Source organism: Devosia polycyclovorans (assembly GCF_042181575.1).
Taxonomy (GTDB): domain Bacteria; phylum Pseudomonadota; class Alphaproteobacteria; order Rhizobiales; family Devosiaceae; genus Devosia; species Devosia polycyclovorans.
Genome location: NZ_CP170082.1, coordinates 763,710 through 780,011 on the forward strand (window position 1 = coordinate 763,710; position 16,302 = coordinate 780,011).

Annotated in this window: 13 protein-coding genes; 9 read left to right on the forward strand and 4 right to left on the reverse strand. The window is 62.3% G+C overall.

Features of this window, described 5'->3' with window-relative positions:
- Positions 1–77: 77 nt before the first annotated feature.
- The 4 genes from ACE4RL_RS03915 to ACE4RL_RS03930 all read left to right on the forward strand — a co-directional run bounded on the left by ACE4RL_RS03915 (position 78) and on the right by ACE4RL_RS03930 (position 5,192).
- Positions 78–2,219 carry a sodium-translocating pyrophosphatase gene (locus ACE4RL_RS03915; RefSeq protein WP_375599221.1) on the forward strand — a complete coding sequence of 714 codons (2,142 nt, stop codon included), beginning with the start codon at positions 78–80 and terminating at the stop codon, positions 2,217–2,219.
- Positions 2,220–2,345: 126 nt separating this feature from the next.
- Positions 2,346–2,720 carry an endonuclease domain-containing protein gene (locus ACE4RL_RS03920; protein WP_375599222.1) on the forward strand — a complete coding sequence of 125 codons (375 nt, stop codon included), beginning with the start codon at positions 2,346–2,348 and terminating at the stop codon, positions 2,718–2,720.
- A 562-nt stretch (positions 2,721–3,282) separates the two neighbouring features.
- Positions 3,283–3,837: a dihydrofolate reductase family protein gene (locus tag ACE4RL_RS03925; protein ID WP_375599223.1), complete on the forward strand. Its 555-nt coding sequence runs from the start codon at positions 3,283–3,285 to the stop codon at positions 3,835–3,837.
- A gap of 560 nt (positions 3,838–4,397) precedes the next feature.
- Positions 4,398–5,192, forward strand: coding sequence for an ion transporter (locus ACE4RL_RS03930; protein ID WP_375599224.1), 795 nt, complete (start codon positions 4,398–4,400; stop codon positions 5,190–5,192).
- Positions 5,193–5,232: 40 nt separating this feature from the next.
- Here ACE4RL_RS03930 and ppa read toward each other — a convergent pair whose 3' ends face one another.
- Both ppa and ACE4RL_RS03940 read right to left on the reverse strand, forming a co-directional pair.
- On the reverse strand, positions 5,233–5,763 hold the full coding sequence (gene ppa / locus ACE4RL_RS03935; protein ID WP_375599225.1) for an inorganic diphosphatase: 531 nt from the start codon (positions 5,761–5,763) through the stop codon (positions 5,233–5,235).
- Positions 5,764–5,875: 112 nt separating this feature from the next.
- Entirely contained in the window at positions 5,876–6,325 is a 450-nt protein-coding gene (locus ACE4RL_RS03940) for a universal stress protein (protein ID WP_375599226.1), read from the reverse strand.
- 96 nt (positions 6,326–6,421) lie between these two features.
- On the opposite strand from ACE4RL_RS03940, the gene ACE4RL_RS03945 reads away from it, so the two are divergent.
- Positions 6,422–6,991 (forward strand): hypothetical protein, encoded by a 570-nt coding sequence (locus tag ACE4RL_RS03945; protein ID WP_375599227.1) that lies wholly within the window; start codon positions 6,422–6,424, stop codon positions 6,989–6,991.
- Here ACE4RL_RS03945 and ACE4RL_RS03950 read toward each other — a convergent pair.
- On the reverse strand, positions 6,988–7,443 hold the full coding sequence (locus ACE4RL_RS03950; protein WP_375599228.1) for a TerB family tellurite resistance protein: 456 nt from the start codon (positions 7,441–7,443) through the stop codon (positions 6,988–6,990). The two genes, ACE4RL_RS03945 and ACE4RL_RS03950, sit on opposite strands and share 4 nt — an antisense overlap.
- A 233-nt stretch (positions 7,444–7,676) precedes the next feature.
- Between ACE4RL_RS03950 and ACE4RL_RS03955 the strand changes: the two genes are divergently transcribed.
- The 3 genes from ACE4RL_RS03955 to ACE4RL_RS03965 are packed head-to-tail and all read left to right on the forward strand — an operon-like array spanning position 7,677 to position 13,481.
- Entirely contained in the window at positions 7,677–8,477 is an 801-nt protein-coding gene (locus ACE4RL_RS03955) for an ImuA family protein (protein ID WP_375599229.1), read from the forward strand.
- Complete coding sequence (locus tag ACE4RL_RS03960) at positions 8,368–10,035, forward strand: DNA polymerase Y family protein (RefSeq protein ID WP_375599230.1); 1,668 nt, start codon at positions 8,368–8,370, stop codon at positions 10,033–10,035. Before ACE4RL_RS03955 ends, ACE4RL_RS03960 begins: the two co-directional genes overlap by 110 nt.
- Complete coding sequence (locus ACE4RL_RS03965) at positions 10,032–13,481, forward strand: error-prone DNA polymerase (protein ID WP_375599231.1); 3,450 nt, start codon at positions 10,032–10,034, stop codon at positions 13,479–13,481. The genes ACE4RL_RS03960 and ACE4RL_RS03965 overlap by 4 nt, the downstream gene beginning before the upstream one ends.
- Before the next feature lie 11 nt (positions 13,482–13,492).
- Here ACE4RL_RS03965 and ACE4RL_RS03970 read toward each other — a convergent pair whose 3' ends face one another.
- The gene (locus ACE4RL_RS03970; RefSeq protein WP_375599232.1) at positions 13,493–13,783 is read right to left on the reverse strand and encodes a 4a-hydroxytetrahydrobiopterin dehydratase; all 291 of its coding nucleotides are present in this window, start codon (positions 13,781–13,783) and stop codon (positions 13,493–13,495) included.
- Between the two features lie 198 nt (positions 13,784–13,981).
- Here ACE4RL_RS03970 and ACE4RL_RS03975 point away from each other — a divergent pair, with 198 nt between their 5' ends.
- On the forward strand, positions 13,982–16,276 hold the full coding sequence (locus ACE4RL_RS03975) for a putative bifunctional diguanylate cyclase/phosphodiesterase (protein ID WP_375599233.1): 2,295 nt from the start codon (positions 13,982–13,984) through the stop codon (positions 16,274–16,276).
- Positions 16,277–16,302: the final 26 nt, after the last annotated feature.

Here is a 16,302-nt window from a genome sequence, read left to right on the forward strand (position 1 = left end):
GCGGGAATTGGACCGGGCGAAAGACCCGGCCGGGACCGGCGTGGGCCCTCGGAGGAGATTAATTCGAGGGACTTCTTATGGATCTGGCACTTTGGCTGATCGTTGCGTGCGGCGGCCTGTCTATTGTCTATGGCGTCGTCACCACCCAAGGGCTGCTTAAGGCCGATGCGGGCTCGGCACGCATGCAGGAAATCTCGGCCGCGGTGCAGGAGGGCGCATCGGCCTATCTCAAGCGGCAATACACCACCATCGCCATTGTGGGCGTGGTCATCCTGATCGCCGCCTATTTCCTTCTCGGCATTTATGCCGCCATCGGCTTCCTGATCGGTGCGGTGCTTTCGGGCGCGGCCGGTTTCATCGGCATGAATGTGTCGGTCCGGGCCAATGTGCGCGTCGCCCAGGCCGCCGTCGGCTCGCTGGGCAAGGGACTGGATCTGGCCTTCAAGTCCGGCGCGGTCACCGGCATGTTGGTGGCAGGCCTCGGCCTCCTGGGCGTCACGCTCTATTTCATGGTGCTGACGGCAATGGGTTTTGCGGCAACCAGCCGCACGGTGATCGACGCGCTGGTGGCGCTGAGCTTCGGTGCTTCACTGATTTCCATCTTCGCCCGTCTCGGCGGCGGCATCTTCACCAAGGGTGCCGATGTCGGCGGCGACATGGTGGGCAAGGTCGAGGCCGGCATTCCGGAAGATGACCCGCGCAACCCTGCGACAATCGCCGACAATGTGGGCGACAATGTCGGGGACTGTGCCGGAATGGCCGCAGACCTGTTTGAAACCTATGTGGTCACCATCGTTGCCACCATGGTGCTGGCCGCCATCATCCTGCCCGAGCAATTCCGGCTGATCGGCATGGTGCTGCCGCTGGCCATTGGCGGCGCTTGTGTCGTCACCTCGATCATCGGCACCTATTTCGTCAAGCTCGGCTCGGACAACAACATCATGGGCGCGCTCTACAAGGGCGTCATCGCCACGGGCGTGCTCTCGCTGGTGGCGCTGCTGCCGGTGCTCTGGCTGATGTTCGGCGACATGAATGTTTCCATCGAGACCACATCGAAGACCTTCACCCCCTGGAGCCTGTTCTGGTGCGGCGTGGTGGGTCTGGTCATTACCGGCCTGATCATCGTCATCACCGAATATTACACCGGCACCAATCGCCGCCCGGTCAATTCCATCGCCGAAGCCTCGGTCACCGGGCACGGCACCAATGTCATCCAGGGCTTGGCCGTGTCGCTGGAATCCACCGCCCTGCCGGCACTGACCATTATTGCGGGCATCATTGTCACCTATTCGCTGGCAGGCCTGTTCGGCATTGCCGTGGCGGTGGCGACCATGCTGGCTTTGGCCGGCATCATCGTTGCGCTCGACGCTTTCGGTCCGGTCACCGACAATGCCGGTGGCATCGCCGAAATGGCCGGCCTCGACAAGGAAGTGCGCCAGAATACCGATGCGCTCGATGCGGTTGGCAACACCACCAAGGCCGTCACCAAGGGCTATGCCATCGGCTCGGCGGGCCTTGGCGCACTGGTGCTGTTCGCCGCCTATACCCAGGACCTGATCTATTTTGCCGGGCTCGAAGATGCCCCGGCCATCTTCCAGGGCATGGGCAATCTGAGCTTCTCGCTGGCCGACCCCTATGTCGTTGTGGGCCTGTTGTTCGGCGGGCTTCTGCCGTTCCTGTTCGGCGGCATGAGCATGACGGCGGTGGGCCGCGCAGCCCAATCCGTGGTGGTGGAAGTGCGCCGCCAGTTCAAGGAAAAGCCGGGCATCATGGCGGGCACCGACAAGCCCGATTATGGCCGGGCCGTCGACATGCTCACCAAGGCGGCGATCAAGGAGATGATCGTGCCGAGCCTGCTGCCGGTGCTTTCGCCCATCGTCGTCTTCTTCGTCATCATGTGGATCGCCGGCCCTGCCGCTGGTTTCTCGGCCGTGGGCGCCATGCTGATGGGCGTGATCGTCACCGGGCTGTTCGTCGCCATCTCGATGACGGCCGGGGGCGGCGCCTGGGACAATGCCAAAAAGAGCTTTGAGGACGGTTTCACCGACAGCCACGGCGTCACCCACCACAAGGGGTCCGACGCCCACAAGGCCTCGGTGACCGGCGACACCGTCGGCGACCCCTACAAGGACACGGCGGGCCCCGCCGTCAACCCGATGATCAAGATCACCAATATCGTGGCGCTGCTCTTGCTCGCGGTGCTGGCGCATCTGGGGTGACCAGACGTCGTCTGGACTGAAGAGCCCGGGGCGAAAGCTCCGGGTTTTTTGCCAGCCTCTTGCAATAGGCAGACTCGGTGCAACACCTCCCCCTTGATGGGGGAGGCCGGGAGGGGGTGACAACAGATGGTCTCGCTACCCAGAAAACTCCGACAAAATCCGACCATCGCCGAAATTCGCTCCTGGCGTATTCTCTATCCCATCCGCCAGCTGGGCTGGCATATCCGCAAGCAGGCCCCCATAGGTCGTTACGTGGTCGACTTTGTTTGCCATTCCGCACGGCTGATCGTCGAAATCGACGGCGAAACGCATTTCTCAGACACCGGCATTCGACAGGATGCTGTCCGGACTGCTTTCCTCGAGGGCGAAGGCTATAGGGTCCTCCGTTTCAATAACCGCGAAGTTCTAGAGAACGAGGCCGCTGTTTATGACATTGTTCTGGCAGCGCTTGAGGCGAGCAGTGTCACCCCCTCCCAGCCTCCCCCATCAAGGGGGAGGTGAAAGTTGGTGTGCGACCAAAGATTCAAGGCATACTGCCACAAGATGTCCGCTAAGGCCCCTGCAGCAAAGGTAGACTCGGCGCCACACCTCCCCCTTGATGGGTGAGGCTGGGGGTGATCTTCGTGCAGGCGACTATTTGTCATCCAGCCCAGAAAAGCGCTGGTCATCTCCGAACAACCGGTCGCGACCATCCCTGAGAATGGGGAAATTGTAGCCTGCCCACCCCGACTCATTCCATTTTCCCGCGATCTGGATACGCGTTCACTGTCCGCCTTCTGATCTACCTGCGGGGATACGTGGCTGGTTTGAACTGAATTTGAGCAGCGCAACACCAAAGCCATCAGGGACAGAGTAGTGCGAGCCCGCGCCAGACCGTAACTTATCTTGTGGTCCATGGCGTTCTCCGGCGTATTCTCGATTGTCCTCAGAATACCGACGCATTCACTGACGCGGATAACTTGCCTTGCGTCCGCGCGAGTGAAATGTCGAACCCAACACCCCTCCCTCGTCGCCTCCACGAAACGGGCGGCAGAGTGCCGTCCGGAACCAGAGGGACAATCCAATGCGTAAAGTGACAGCCGGGCTTTTTCATTCCGTTGATGGGGTGGTCGAGGACCCGTTCAAATTCCAGTTCGACAGTTTTGATGATCAGCTCGGCGCAATGCTGACAGGGGTGCAGGAACGCGTCGACACTGTGCTCATGGGCCGCGTCGGCTGGTCGGAATGGGCGGGCTATTGGCCCAAAGCCGAGCAGGATCTCGACTTTGCCCAGTTCATCAATGGCGTGCCCAAATATGTGGCTTCGAAAACGCTGACCGCTGCCGACACGGCCAGATGGTCCAATTCGACTCTGATCGAGGGCGACGTGCTCGATTTTGTCCGCCAGCTCAAGTCGCAACCCGGCGGCGAGATTGCCGCCATGGGCGGCATTTCGCTGGTGCGGCAATTGCTGTTTGCCGGGCTGATGGACGAGCTGTCGCTCATCACCCATCCGGTGGTTGCAGGCGAGGGAAGGCATCTGTTCGAGCCGGGTGATCCGACGACAAGGCTGGAACTGGTCCGCTGTGAGGTGACGCCAAAGGGCAATGTGGTGCAGGTTTACGCCAAGCGGTCCTAGCAGGACGCCCTCGTGTTTCGACGGTCGAACCGTGAAGGGCGAGGGCAGCTGCCCCGGTTGCGGCAGCGCCACCCAGTCCTTCCCGTGAGGTCCGCGGGAGCTGGGTAGGCTCCGCACCAGGCGAGCCGCATGGCTGAAAACACCAATGCAAGAATAACCCGCATAAAAATAATCCCCGCCCCTCCATCATTCCCCATAATCGCCCCATCACTCCCGCGGCGGACGGACTGCAGCGAACTTTTGCGGGGGGAGCCGGTTGGGTGCTGGGTCGCTCCAGGACCTGCCTGCGGGTCGGTCACCTTGCGACGAGCGATCAAAAGGGACCACGATGCGCAGGAGAAACCCGGTATCCCGAGGCGGCGACGTCTCTATTACTTAGTTTTACTGAGACGCACGCGCCTCGGGATACGTCCATGCAACGCAAAGCCGGTGGCCTGAGGGTCGACCGGGGTGTCGTGCTGGCCGGGGCCGGGTCGGGTGGGCGTGGTTCGACTGCAGCCCCTTGACGAATCCGGCGCGCTGGATTCTGCCTGAGCGAAGATTTCGGAGGTTCACCCGTCATGCGTCAAAGGCTTGTCGCGCTTCTGTCGTCCCGCCGCTGGGAGCAAGCGATCATCGCCGTCATCGTGATCAATTCGATCATTCTCGGGCTCGAGACGGAGCCGGGGATCATGGCGGCTTATGGACCGGTGCTGCAGGCGCTCGATGCGGTGATCCTGGGGATCTTCGTTGTCGAGATCACCCTGCGTATCTTTGCCTTTGGACCGCGTTTTTTCCGCGATCCCTGGAGCCTGTTCGATTTTGCCGTGGTGGCCATTGCGCTGGTCCCCGCTGCCGGGCCGTTCCAGGTGTTGCGCGCCCTACGTATATTGCGCGTCCTGCGGCTGATTTCGGTGATGCCGGCGCTGCGGCGCGTGGTCGGCGGGCTGATCGCGGCGCTGCCGGGCATGAGTTCCATCGTCGTCCTGATGGCCATGCTGTTCTATGTGGCCGCCGTGATGGCGACCAATCTTTTTGGCGACGCCTTCCCCGACTGGTTCGGGCACTTGGGTGCTTCGCTTTATACACTGTTCCAGGTGATGACGCTGGAGAGCTGGTCCATGGGCATCGTGCGGCCGGTGATGGAGGCCTATCCTTATGCCTGGATGTTCTTCGTGCCCTTCATCCTGCTCTCGACCTATGCGGTGCTGAACCTGTTCATCGGCGTGATCGTCTCAGCCATGCAGGAGGAAACCGAGGCTACTGCCACGGCGGATCGGCAAACGCTGCATGAAGATTCTGCGCTGATGCTCTCGGAAATCCGGGCCCTGCGCGAGGAGGTCACGGCGCTGCGCAAACAGATCGATCGCTCGTGAAAAAGGCGACCCGGAGGCCGCCTTTTGAAGAGGTCTTCGATCAGCTCTTTTTGGCCAGTTCGATACTTTCGAGGATCACCCGGCGGGCCTCGTCCAGACCGCCGATGCGGTCGATGCGGGCCCATTTGTTGGGCTCGAGATCCTTGTAGTGGGTGAAGAAGTGCTTGACGCGCTCGAGCTGGATTTCGGGCATGTCGCCGATATCCTGGATGGCATCATACATGCGGGTGAGCTTGGACACCGGCACGGCGATGATCTTCTCGTCCTGGCCGCCATCGTCCTCCATGAACAGCACGCCGACCGGCCGGCTGCGCACCACGGCGCCGGGCACCAGCGGGCGGGAGTTCATGACGATGACGTCGAGCGGGTCGCCGTCGCCGCACAGGGTGTGGGGCACGAAGCCGTAATTGCCCGGATAGCGCATCGGCGTATAGAGGAAACGGTCGACGAACAGCGCGCCCGAATCCTTGTCGATCTCATACTTGATCGGCTCGCCGCCCAGCGGCACTTCGATGATGACGTTGAGCTCGTCGGGCGGGTTCTTGCCGGTGGGGATCGCGTCAATATTCATTGCTGTCTACACTTGCGAGAGAGGGGAGGGTGTTGCGGGCAGGTTCTGCCCACAATGGCCGCCAAAGGCAAGGCTCAAATCGGAGGAGGCGCCCTGCGGCGCCCGGCGTGGTTTATTTCACGATCAGCACCGGAATGGCGGCGCGCGCCAGCACCTCGGCGGCCTGGCTGCCCAGCAATAGGCGGTTGAGTCCGCGCCGGCCATGCGAGCCCATGACGATGAGATCGCAGTTCTTTGCCGCCGCGGTTTCGAGAATGCCATCGGCGGGGCGGTGGCGCGGCAGGTGCAGGGTTTCGGCGGTAATTCCCGCGTCCTGCGCGCGGTGACGGGCATCTGCCAGCAGATTGGCTGCCTCGGTGGCATAGGCTTCCTCGAGCCGCGCGACGATGGGGCCGGCATCGATGGTGCCGAAGCCGCCCGCACCGATGCCGGTGGCGACCGGATCGGTGGCGGTCACAATGGTCAGGGTCGCGTGGTTCTGCCGGGCGAGAGCGAGGGCTGCGTCGAGGGCCTTGTTGCCAAGGTCGGATCCGTCGGTTGCAATCAGCAGGTTCTTGTACATGATGCCGTCTCCTTGTCCTGTGACTGTAGCACGGTCATCATGGCGGCGATTTGATTTCGATCATGCCTAGATGTTTTCAATCAGGAGATTAGCGCAATGGCCCTACCTGTCATCCGCAATTTTGTCGTGTCCGCCTTGCTGGCGGCGCTGACCGTGTCGCCGGCCCTGGCCCAGTCCGGCTTCACCAGCGCCTATACCGATCTCAACCTGGATGACTGCCTGATCCTGGAAGCCGATGATTTCGGCGCCTCATGGGCCTGTCCGGGCTATAAGGGCTTTCCCCTGATGGTGCAGGAAGGGGACCTCAGGTTCTCGCTCAGCTATGGTTTTGATGCCGATGAGAACGACGTCGGGTTCCAGACCCTGCCGCCATTCAATGTGCTGGGAGAAAAGCTGGAATGGCGGCTATCCAATGCGCTGGGGCGCTGGTTTCCCATTGCCACCATCGTGCGCTACCACACCGCCCATCCCGAAACCGGCGAGAATTATGGGCAGGTTCTGGTGGTCAGCCAGATCGCAGAGGGCAATAGCTGCCACATCGCCTATGTCGATGCGCGGGCCAACGCCAATGCCAATGAGCTGGCGCGGGAAGCGGCCGACAGGGCCGGGGATTTTGATTGCATGACCGATGAGGTCGAGATCATCGGGGCGTTCGAGGCCTACTAACCCTCTTCGGTGGCCTCGGCGGCGCTGCCGCGGATCTGGTTGCGCAGAATGGTGCGGTCGCGGCTGGAGACGCCGATCAGTTCGGCAATGCGCCAGACCATATTGTCTTCCAGTTCGTGGTTCTTGCGGTCGGCAAAGACCACGGTCCACATCATGCGGATGATCTCTATGCGATCATCCATGTCGAGCTGGATCAGGCCACTGGTGAATTTGTAGAAGTCCACTGCCTCGGCATCGCGCTTCTGGGCTTCGCGCACCAGCTTGTCCACGGCGTTTTCATCAAGATCATAATGATCCATCAGGGCGCCGCGAATGGCGGAGCGCTCCTCGTTTTGAATGGAGCCATCGACTGCGGCCAGATGCACCAAAAGGGCCGCCACGGCCAGCTTGGGGTCGTGCAGGTCGGGGGGAGCCTCGGGTTTTCCAAACAGACGGGTCAGGGCCTCGAACATGGCGGTCAGCCTTCCTCGGGGTCGATGGACAATGCGGGTTGCTGCGCGCCGGGAGGCGGACAGGGGAAGACTTAGCCAGATGCGGGGCGGGCTCAATGGGCTTCGTGCCGCTCTCACGCGGTCTTGACCGGGTTGATGCAGTCTCGCCACACCCGGCAGGCGCAAAAGGGACTCGACTCTTGAAAGATTCGGAGTCTAAATGTTCCTGTTTTGTTCACATAGCTCATAGCATCATGCAAACCCAGGACCGCCAACAGCGCCTTGCCGCGCTGCGGGACACCATTGCCGATATCGAGCGCAAGCCGGCGCTGGCCGAAGCCCGGCAACGAGTGGCATCGGACCATGACGGCTTTCCGGAGCTGCCGGGCGGGTTGCTGCAGGAAGTCTATACCGATCAGTCGCGCAATGCCGGTGCGGCGTTGGGTTTTGCCCTGGCGCAGGCAAAGGCGCTGTTAACGCCAAGGCGCATGGCCGTGCTTTATCTGCAGCTGGCAGGGGAAACGCAAAATCTGGGTCTGCCCTATGGTCCGGGGCTCGTGAGCTTCGGGTTCGACCCGGCCGCGCTGGTGCTGATCCGGCCGGCCAATATGAGCGAACTGCTCTGGGCGGCCGAGGAAGCTCTTGCCTGCAGGGCCGTGGCAGCCGTGATTGCCGATATCTGCCGGCCGCACAAAGCGCTCGACTTCACGGCCAGTCGCCGGTTGGGCCTGCGTGCCGCCGAGGCGGGCAGCTCGATGTTCTTTCTGCGCTATGGCACCGAGCGGCAAGCCAGTGCCGCCCATCTGCGCTGGCACCTGATGCCCGGGGTCAGCACTGACAAATCCTATGATGACCGTGCGCCGGGCAATGCGCGCTGGCAGGTCCGGCTCGAACGCGGCTCCATTGGCAAGCAGCATGCGCAATGGATGCTGGAATGGACAGAAAATGGCCTCTCACACATCCCTTCTCGACCCGATGTCCGGCCGTTTGCTGGATCGGCGCTTCCTCGTCCTGTTCCTGCCCTATTGGCCGACGGATTATCTCAAACGGCGTGACCCGGCCCTCTCAGCACCCCTGGCGCTTTACGAGCGGATCAAGGGCGGGCTGCGGATCAGCGCGCTGGACCGGGAGGCAGGCGCAGAGGGCATAAAGCGCGGCCAGAACCTAGCCGATGCGCGCGCCCTGGTGCCGGGCCTGACCGTGATGGAAATGACCCCGGGCCTGCTCGAAACCGGCTTTGCCGATTTCGCCGACTGGCATTCCAATGCCAGCCCCTTGGTAGCGGTGATGCGCGATGCCGCTCCCTTTGGGGATCTGGTGCTCGACATTACCGGGGTCGATCATCTGTTCGGCGGCGAAAAGGCCATGCTGGGCCGCCTGCTCACGCGGTTGCGGGCCCTTGGCTACAGCGTTTCGGGCGCCATAGCCCCCACGATCGGGGCGGCCTGGGGTTTCGCGCATTTCGCGCCAAACCAGGTGGTGGATGGTCTTGCCCTGGCCGACAGGCTCGATGACCTGCCGGTCGCCGCCCTGCGCCTGACGGAAAAGCAACTCGCCACGCTCGATCAGATGGGTCTCTACCGGATCGGGGATGTGCGTGGCCGGCCGCGCCAGCCCCTGCAGGCGCGGTTTGGCGCCTCCCTGCTCAACCGGATCGACCAGGCCTATGGGCATGTCTCCGAGCGCATGAGCCCACGCCTGCCGCCGGCCGAACATTATACAGAGCGGCGCTTTGCCGATCCGATCAGCCGGATGGAGGATGTGCTGGCCACAGCCGCAGAATTGGCTGTTGTGCTCTGCCAGCGCCTCGATGCGGCGGGTCTGGGCGCCCAGAGCTTTCATCTTTTTCTCTACCGTGTCGACCACAGGGTCATGACCTTTTCGGTCAACTCGGGCCGGGTGACGCGAGACCCGGGGCATATTGCGGCCCTGTTCAGCCATCGTGCCGAACGACTGGCCGGGGACTATGACGCCGGTTTCGGCATCGACATGATCCGTCTAGCCGCCAGTTCGCTTGATGCTCTGCTTGCCGTCCAGGCCGGGGCCTTCACCGAGGAAAACGGCACGGCCGATATCGATCAGCTCAATGATCGGATGTCGAGCCGGCTGGGCACGATGGCTGTCCTGCGCATGCAATTGCTCGAAAGCCATCTGCCGGAACGGGCGGCGCGGCTGGTTCCGGTACAGGCGGCGGGCGAGACGGACGGCCCGGAACTGCCCCAACTCACCCGTCCCTTGCGGTTGTTGCCGGAACCGGAGCGGGTCCTGATCAGTGCCGAAGTGCCCGATGGCCTGCCTGCGGCCATGATATGGCGCGGCCAGCGCTACAGGCTGGTGCGCGCTGCCGGTCCGGAACGGCTGGGTGCGGAATGGTGGCGCCGCGGCGAAAGACTGCAATTGGTGCCGCCGCCCGTCCCCCGTCCGCCGGCGCCTGGCGAAAAGCCGGCGCCGCCACCGCATGTTCCCGCCCTGCCGCTGCATGATGCGGATGGGCAGACGCGCGATTATTACCGGGTGGAGGATGAGACGGGACGGCGCTTCTGGCTGTTCCGCCTGGGGCTCTATGGCGGGCCAGAACTGCCGGTCTGGTATTTGCATGGATTGTTCCAATGAGCGCGGTCATCACCCTGCCGCGCAGCAATCGGGGGGCGGGGCGCAAATCCGCTCCGGTGCCCGCTTATGCCGAGTTGATCGCGACCAGCAATTTCTCCTTTCTGCGTGGCGCGTCTCATCCCGAGGAGCTGGTTGCGGCGGCCATGCATATGGGCATGAGCGCCTTTGGCTTTTGCGACCGGAACAGTTTTGCCGGTGCCGTGCGGGGCTATGTGGCGGCCCGGGATTTTGAGGAGCGATCACCCGATTTCCGCTATCTGGTGGGGGTGCGGCTGTGCTTTGCCGATGGCACGCCCGATATCATCGCCTATCCCGGCGATCGGGCTGCTTATGGGCGTCTGTGCAAGCTGCTGACCCTGGGCAATCAGCGCGGCGAAAAAGGCAAGCCCAGGCTGGTCTTCTCGGACCTTTTGGGTGCGGGCGTGCCGGATGACCGGGATGAAATGCGGCCTGCCGAGGATTTCTCGCAAGGCCAGCTTTTCATCCTCATGCCCGATGAAGGCGATTGGGCATTGAACGCGGCCGTGCTGGCGCGGTTGACCGGGGTGGCCCCGGGCCGGGTCTGGGTGGCGGGCGTGCCGCGTTTCGATGGCGAGGACCGCGCGCGCCTCAATCGCGTCGATGCACTGGTCCGGCGCCATGGCGCTCGCATGATCGCCAGCAATGACGTGCTATATCACGAGCCCGACCGCCGGATCGTGGCCGATGTGGTGGCCTGCATTCGCGAGCATAAAACGCTGGAAGAGGCCGGGTTCCTGCTCTCTGCCAATGCCGAACGGCATCTCAAGAGTCCCAAGGAAATGGCGCGGCTGTTTGCCGAGCATCCCGAGGCGATCGCCGAGACCTGCCGGTTGGCGGGGCAAATCGGTTTTACCCTCAGCCAGCTCGAATATAATTATCCCGAGGAGGTCGTGGGCAATGATGAAACCGCCCAGCAGACACTGGAACGTCTGACCTGGGCGGGGGCCGAAAAGCGTTTCCCAGAAGGCCTGCCGCCCGGCACGCGAGAACAGATCGAGACCGAACTCCGGCTCATCGATGAAAAGCGCTATGCCGCCTATTTCCTGACCGTCTATGACATTGTGCAATTTGCCCGCTACGAAAAGGGCATCCTTTGCCAGGGACGTGGGTCGGCGGCCAATTCCACGGTCTGTTACTGCCTCGAGATTACCGAGGTCGATCCGCGCAAGGCCAATCTGGTCTTTGGCCGCTTCATCTCCACCGAGCGTGACGAACCGCCCGATATCGATGTCGATTTCGAGCACGAGCGGCGCGAGGAGGTGATGCAATATGTCTACCAAAAGTATGGCGGGCGGCGCACGGGCCTCACCGCCAATGTCATCACCTATCGCTCCAAAAGCGCCATTCGTGAGACGGCCAAGGTTTTCGGTGTGTCCGACGACATGATCAACGCCTTCAACCAGCTCCATTGGGGCTGGGGATCGGGGGTCGATCTTAAGAGCGTTGCCGGCCTAGGGCTCAATCCCGATGATCCGGTCCTGGCGCAAATGTTCGAAGTGGTGAAGGTGCTGCGCGGGTTTCCACGCCATCTTTCCCAGCATGTGGGGGGCTTTGTCATCACCCGCGATAGCCTCGAAAGTCTCGTGCCGATCAGCAAATCAGCCATGGACAGCCGCACCATCATCGAATGGAACAAGGACGACATCGATGCGCTCAAGATCTTGAAGGTCGATATCCTGGCGCTGGGCATGCTGACCTGCCTGAGGCGCGCCTTCGACCTGATGGAAACCCATTACGGACATAAGGTGGAGCTGGCTGAGCTGCAGAGCGAGGAATTTTTCTATCCGGAGCGGGCCGCACCTGTCTATGACATGACCAACCGCGCTGACACGATTGGGGTCTTCCAGATCGAGAGCCGGGCGCAGATGTCCATGCTGCCGCGCCTCAAGCCCAGGGTCTTCTACGATCTGGTGATCGAGGTGGCGATTGTCCGGCCCGGGCCGATCCAGGGCAATATGGTTCATCCCTATTTGAGACGGCGCCAGGGAATCGACAAGGTCGAGTATCCCAGCAAGGCGCTTGAAGCGGTGCTGCATCGCACGCTGGGCGTGCCGCTGTTCCAGGAACAGGCCATGCAGATCGCCATTGTCGGTGCCGGCTTTTCTCCTGGCAAAGCCGACCAGTTGCGCCGGGCCATGGCGGCCTGGCGACGAACGGGCAAGATCGCCCAGTTCGGGGACGAGTTTATCTCCGGCATGATGGCAAATGGCTATACCGAAGCCTTTGCCAAGCAGAGCTTTGCCCAGATCCAGGGTTTTGCCGAATATGGCTTTCCCGAAAGCCATGCGGCCAGCTTTGCCTTGCTCGTCTACGCCTCGTGCTGGCTCAAGTGTCACTATCCCGATGTCTTTGCCTGCGCCCTGCTCAATTCCCAGCCCATGGGGTTTTACGCACCCAGCCAGTTGGTGCGCGATGCGGCCGAGCATGGCGTCGATATCCGTCCTCCCGACATCAATTGCTCAAACTATGACAGCACGCTTGAAGATGGCGCATGGGACGCCAAGGCGCATATCCGGCCTCGGCATGCGGAAATGAAAGACGTTATCTGGACACAAAAAGCCCTTCGCCTGGGTCTCCGGCAGGTCGATGGCCTGGCGCAAAAGGATGCCGAGCGCATCGTCGCCAGGCGCCAGGATGGCTATCGATCCATCCGGGATCTCTGGCTCAGGACCGGCGTGCCCGTTGCCAGCCTCGAAAAGTTGGCCCGCGCCGACGCTTTTGCCTCATTGGGGCTCAACCGGCGCGAGGCCCTTTGGGCGGTCAAGGGCCTCATTGGCACTTATGGTGCCGAAACCCTGCCGCTTTTCGCCGCCGAACCGCAATTGGAAACCCCTCAGGACGAGCCGGCAGGCCTGCCAATGATGGCGCCGGGCGAGGAGGTGATCCATGACTATTCGACCCTGTCGCTCTCGCTCAAAGGGCATCCTGTGCAGTTTCTGCGGCCCATGTTGATGGCCCGCGGCACCACCCGGGCGGACAATCTCGTCCATGTCGCCAATGACGTCGTGGTCGAGGTGGCCGGGCTGGTCCTGGTGCGGCAGCGGCCGGGCACGGCCAGTGGCGTGATCTTCGTGACGCTCGAAGATGAGACCGGGGTAGCCAATATCGTGGTCTGGCCCAAGCTGTTCGAGGATGACCGGCTGCGCAAGGTGCTGCTCTCAAGCCGCATGCTGGCGGTGCGCGGCAAGGTGCAGTCCGAGCAGGGGGTCATTCATGTCATTGCCCAGGATATGGAAGACCTGACCCCGCAATTGCTCGATCTGTCACATGGCAAGGATTATGGCGAAAAGATCGTGGCCCGGGCCGATGAAGGCAAATCGGGTCCGCCGGGCAGCCAGAGCCGCGACCGGCAGGCCATCCGCGAGGAGGAACTGGCGCGGCGCCGCGCCTATGCCGCCATGCCCAGCGGCCGGAATTTTCACTAATCCAGTGCCGTTCAGGCGAGCAGTGCGTCAATCCGGCTGGCCAGGGCAATGTCCTTTTCGCTCAATCCCCCCGCATCATGGGTCGAGAGGTGGATCGAGACCTTGTTGTAGACATTGGACCATTCGGGGTGGTGTCCGGCCTTCTCGGCAAGCAGGGCCACCCTGGTCATGAAGGCGAAGGCCTCGGAAAAGTCCTTGAACTTGAAATCCCGCCCAATTGCGTCCTGGGCCGGCTCATAGGACCAGTCACCCAATGACGCCAGCGCCGCTTCCCGGGCTGGGGGAGAAAGTTTTTCAACCATGATGGCCTCCAATAGGGCATGCTTGCCCGCGCAACGCACATGAGCACACAATAGCTCCAGCGGCAGGAGTCGCCGCAGCCTGATCAATATTAACCTACCATTCAGCCTGCAGTCCAAATCGCCGCCGCAAACCGGCGCACTGGCAAGGGCTTGTTAAGGCCTCGCCCCCCCAAATGGCGCGACAATAGGGAAATTTCCGTGCTGAATTCAGCCAGAAAGACAATGCCGGCCCTGGACTATGTGTCCATTGTCCGCTCGGTCTATGGAGACCGGGGGGCTATGCTGGCTGGCGCCTTCGCCAGCGGGCTGACCGCCGCGCTGACGGCCTGGCGCTCCCAATCCCTGCCGCTTTATGCCGTGGCGCTGGCGATCGTGGTGCTGGGCATTGTGCGCTATCTCAACATGCGGGCCTTCTGGCGTGCTGCTATCGACAATGACGATGTGATGGCCGCGCAGCACTGGGAAGACCGGGCAACGCTGGCAGGTGCGACCCTGGCCCTGGCGCATGGGCTTTGGTGCCTGGCCTCGCTTTGGCTGGTCAGCGATCCCTTTGCCGAACTGGCGAGCATTTCCCTCTCCATCGCCGTGATGGTGGGCATCTGTGCCCGGAATTTCGGACTCGACCGGCTGGTGACCCTGCAATTGCTGGGCGTGATCGTGCCGATGGGGGCCGGCCTCTTGATCCATGGCGATGTCTATCACGCCATCCTTGCCGTGCTGCTGCTGGTCCTGCTCACAAGCTTCCGGAAGCTGGCCGGCGATATTCGCGCCATCCTGCTTTCGGCCGTGCATGGCCGGGTCGAGGCCTCGCGCCTGGCGGCCGAGCTGGATATCGCCATCACCACGCTCGAGCATGGGCTCTGCATGCTCGATGAGAACGGCACGGTGACCGTGGCCAATGAGCGGGCCAGCCGCGTTTTTGCGCTGCTCGGAATTCGCCAGCTTGCCAATCAGCCGTTCGGCACAGTGCTGGCGGCGCTGGGCGCCAGCAACCGTGTTCCGCGCACCGCGGTCGAACAGCTTGGCAGCATGATATCGCGCCGCGCTTCAGGAAAGGTGCTGCTCTCGCTCGATCCGGGTCAGTATTACGAAGTAACCGTCAGTTCGCGCGGCAAGCGCAGCGTGCTTCTGTTCGAGGACATTACCGAACGCGTCCAGGCAGAGGAACGCATCAGCTTCATGGCGCGCCACGATGCGCTGACCAACCTGCCCAATCGTACCCATTTCGGCGAACTGGCGATTGATGATCTGGCAAGCCGGGCCAGGACCGGTCAGCCCAGCGCCCTGATGATTTTCGACATCGACGAGTTCAAGCACGTCAATGACAGCTTCGGCCATGTGGTGGGCGACAATCTGCTGCGCCAGACCGCCAGCCGCCTGCGCGCCGTTTTGCCCCCAGGCACAACGCTGGCCCGGTTGGGTGGAGATGAATTCATCGCCCTTTCGGGCTCCGACACAGACGGGGCGCGGGCCGACGCGGAGAAAGTGCTGGATGCCTTTCACGAACCGTTTGAGCTGGAAGGCCATCATCTGTCGGTGCAGCTCAGTGTTGGCATAGTGTGCAGTGCAGACAGCAGCGGCGAACTCGATGAGCTGATGACCAAGGCCGACCTTGCGCTCTATGCCGCAAAAGGTGAGGGCAAGGGGCGAAGCCAGCTTTTCCATGCGCAGATGGATATCGACTACCATTACCGCCAGCGGCTCAAGGCCGATCTGCGCGATGCGGTGGCGTCGGGCGCGCTGTCTCTTGTGTTCCAGCCCCTGCTCGATATTTCCAGCCATCGGGTGGTGTCCTGCGAGGCGTTGGCCCGCTGGACGCATCCCGAACTGGGGCCGATCGCGCCGGCGACCTTCATCCCGCTGGCCGAGGAAATGGGCATCATTTCCGACATTACCGCCTTTGTGGTGCGCAGTGCGGTAGCCGAATGTCGGCAATGGGCCGGTGAGGTTGGAGTTGGCGTCAATGTCTCGGGGCGCGACTTCCGCGGGCTGGATCTGCCCAAGCTGGTCGACGAGGCCCTGGCCGAGGCTGGACTATCGGCGCCGCGACTGGAGCTGGAAGTGACGGAGACAGCGGTCATCGAGGAAACCGCGCTGGCCCAGAGCGTGTTGGAGAGCCTGTCGTCTCGCGGCGTCTCCATCGCCCTGGACGACTTCGGTACCGGTTACTCGTCGCTGAGTTATCTCAGCGGCCTGCCATTCAACAAGCTTAAGATCGACCGCAGCTTCGTACAGGACATTGCCAGTGATGCGCGGGCGCTGAGCCTTCTGGCCAATGTGGCGCGGCTGGGACGGGATCTGGATCTTACGGTCGTCGCCGAGGGCGTTGAGACCGAGGAGCAGCTTCAGGCCATGCTCATGCATACCGGCATCCAGCAGGTGCAGGGCTATTTCTTCAGCCGGCCCTTGCCCGCACGGGACATCGCAGAACTGATCGGGCGTCTCAACGGGCAGGCCCATCCGTTGACCCCGGCAAATCGTAAACATGGTTAACCTCGTTAACGTTTTGATAACCATAT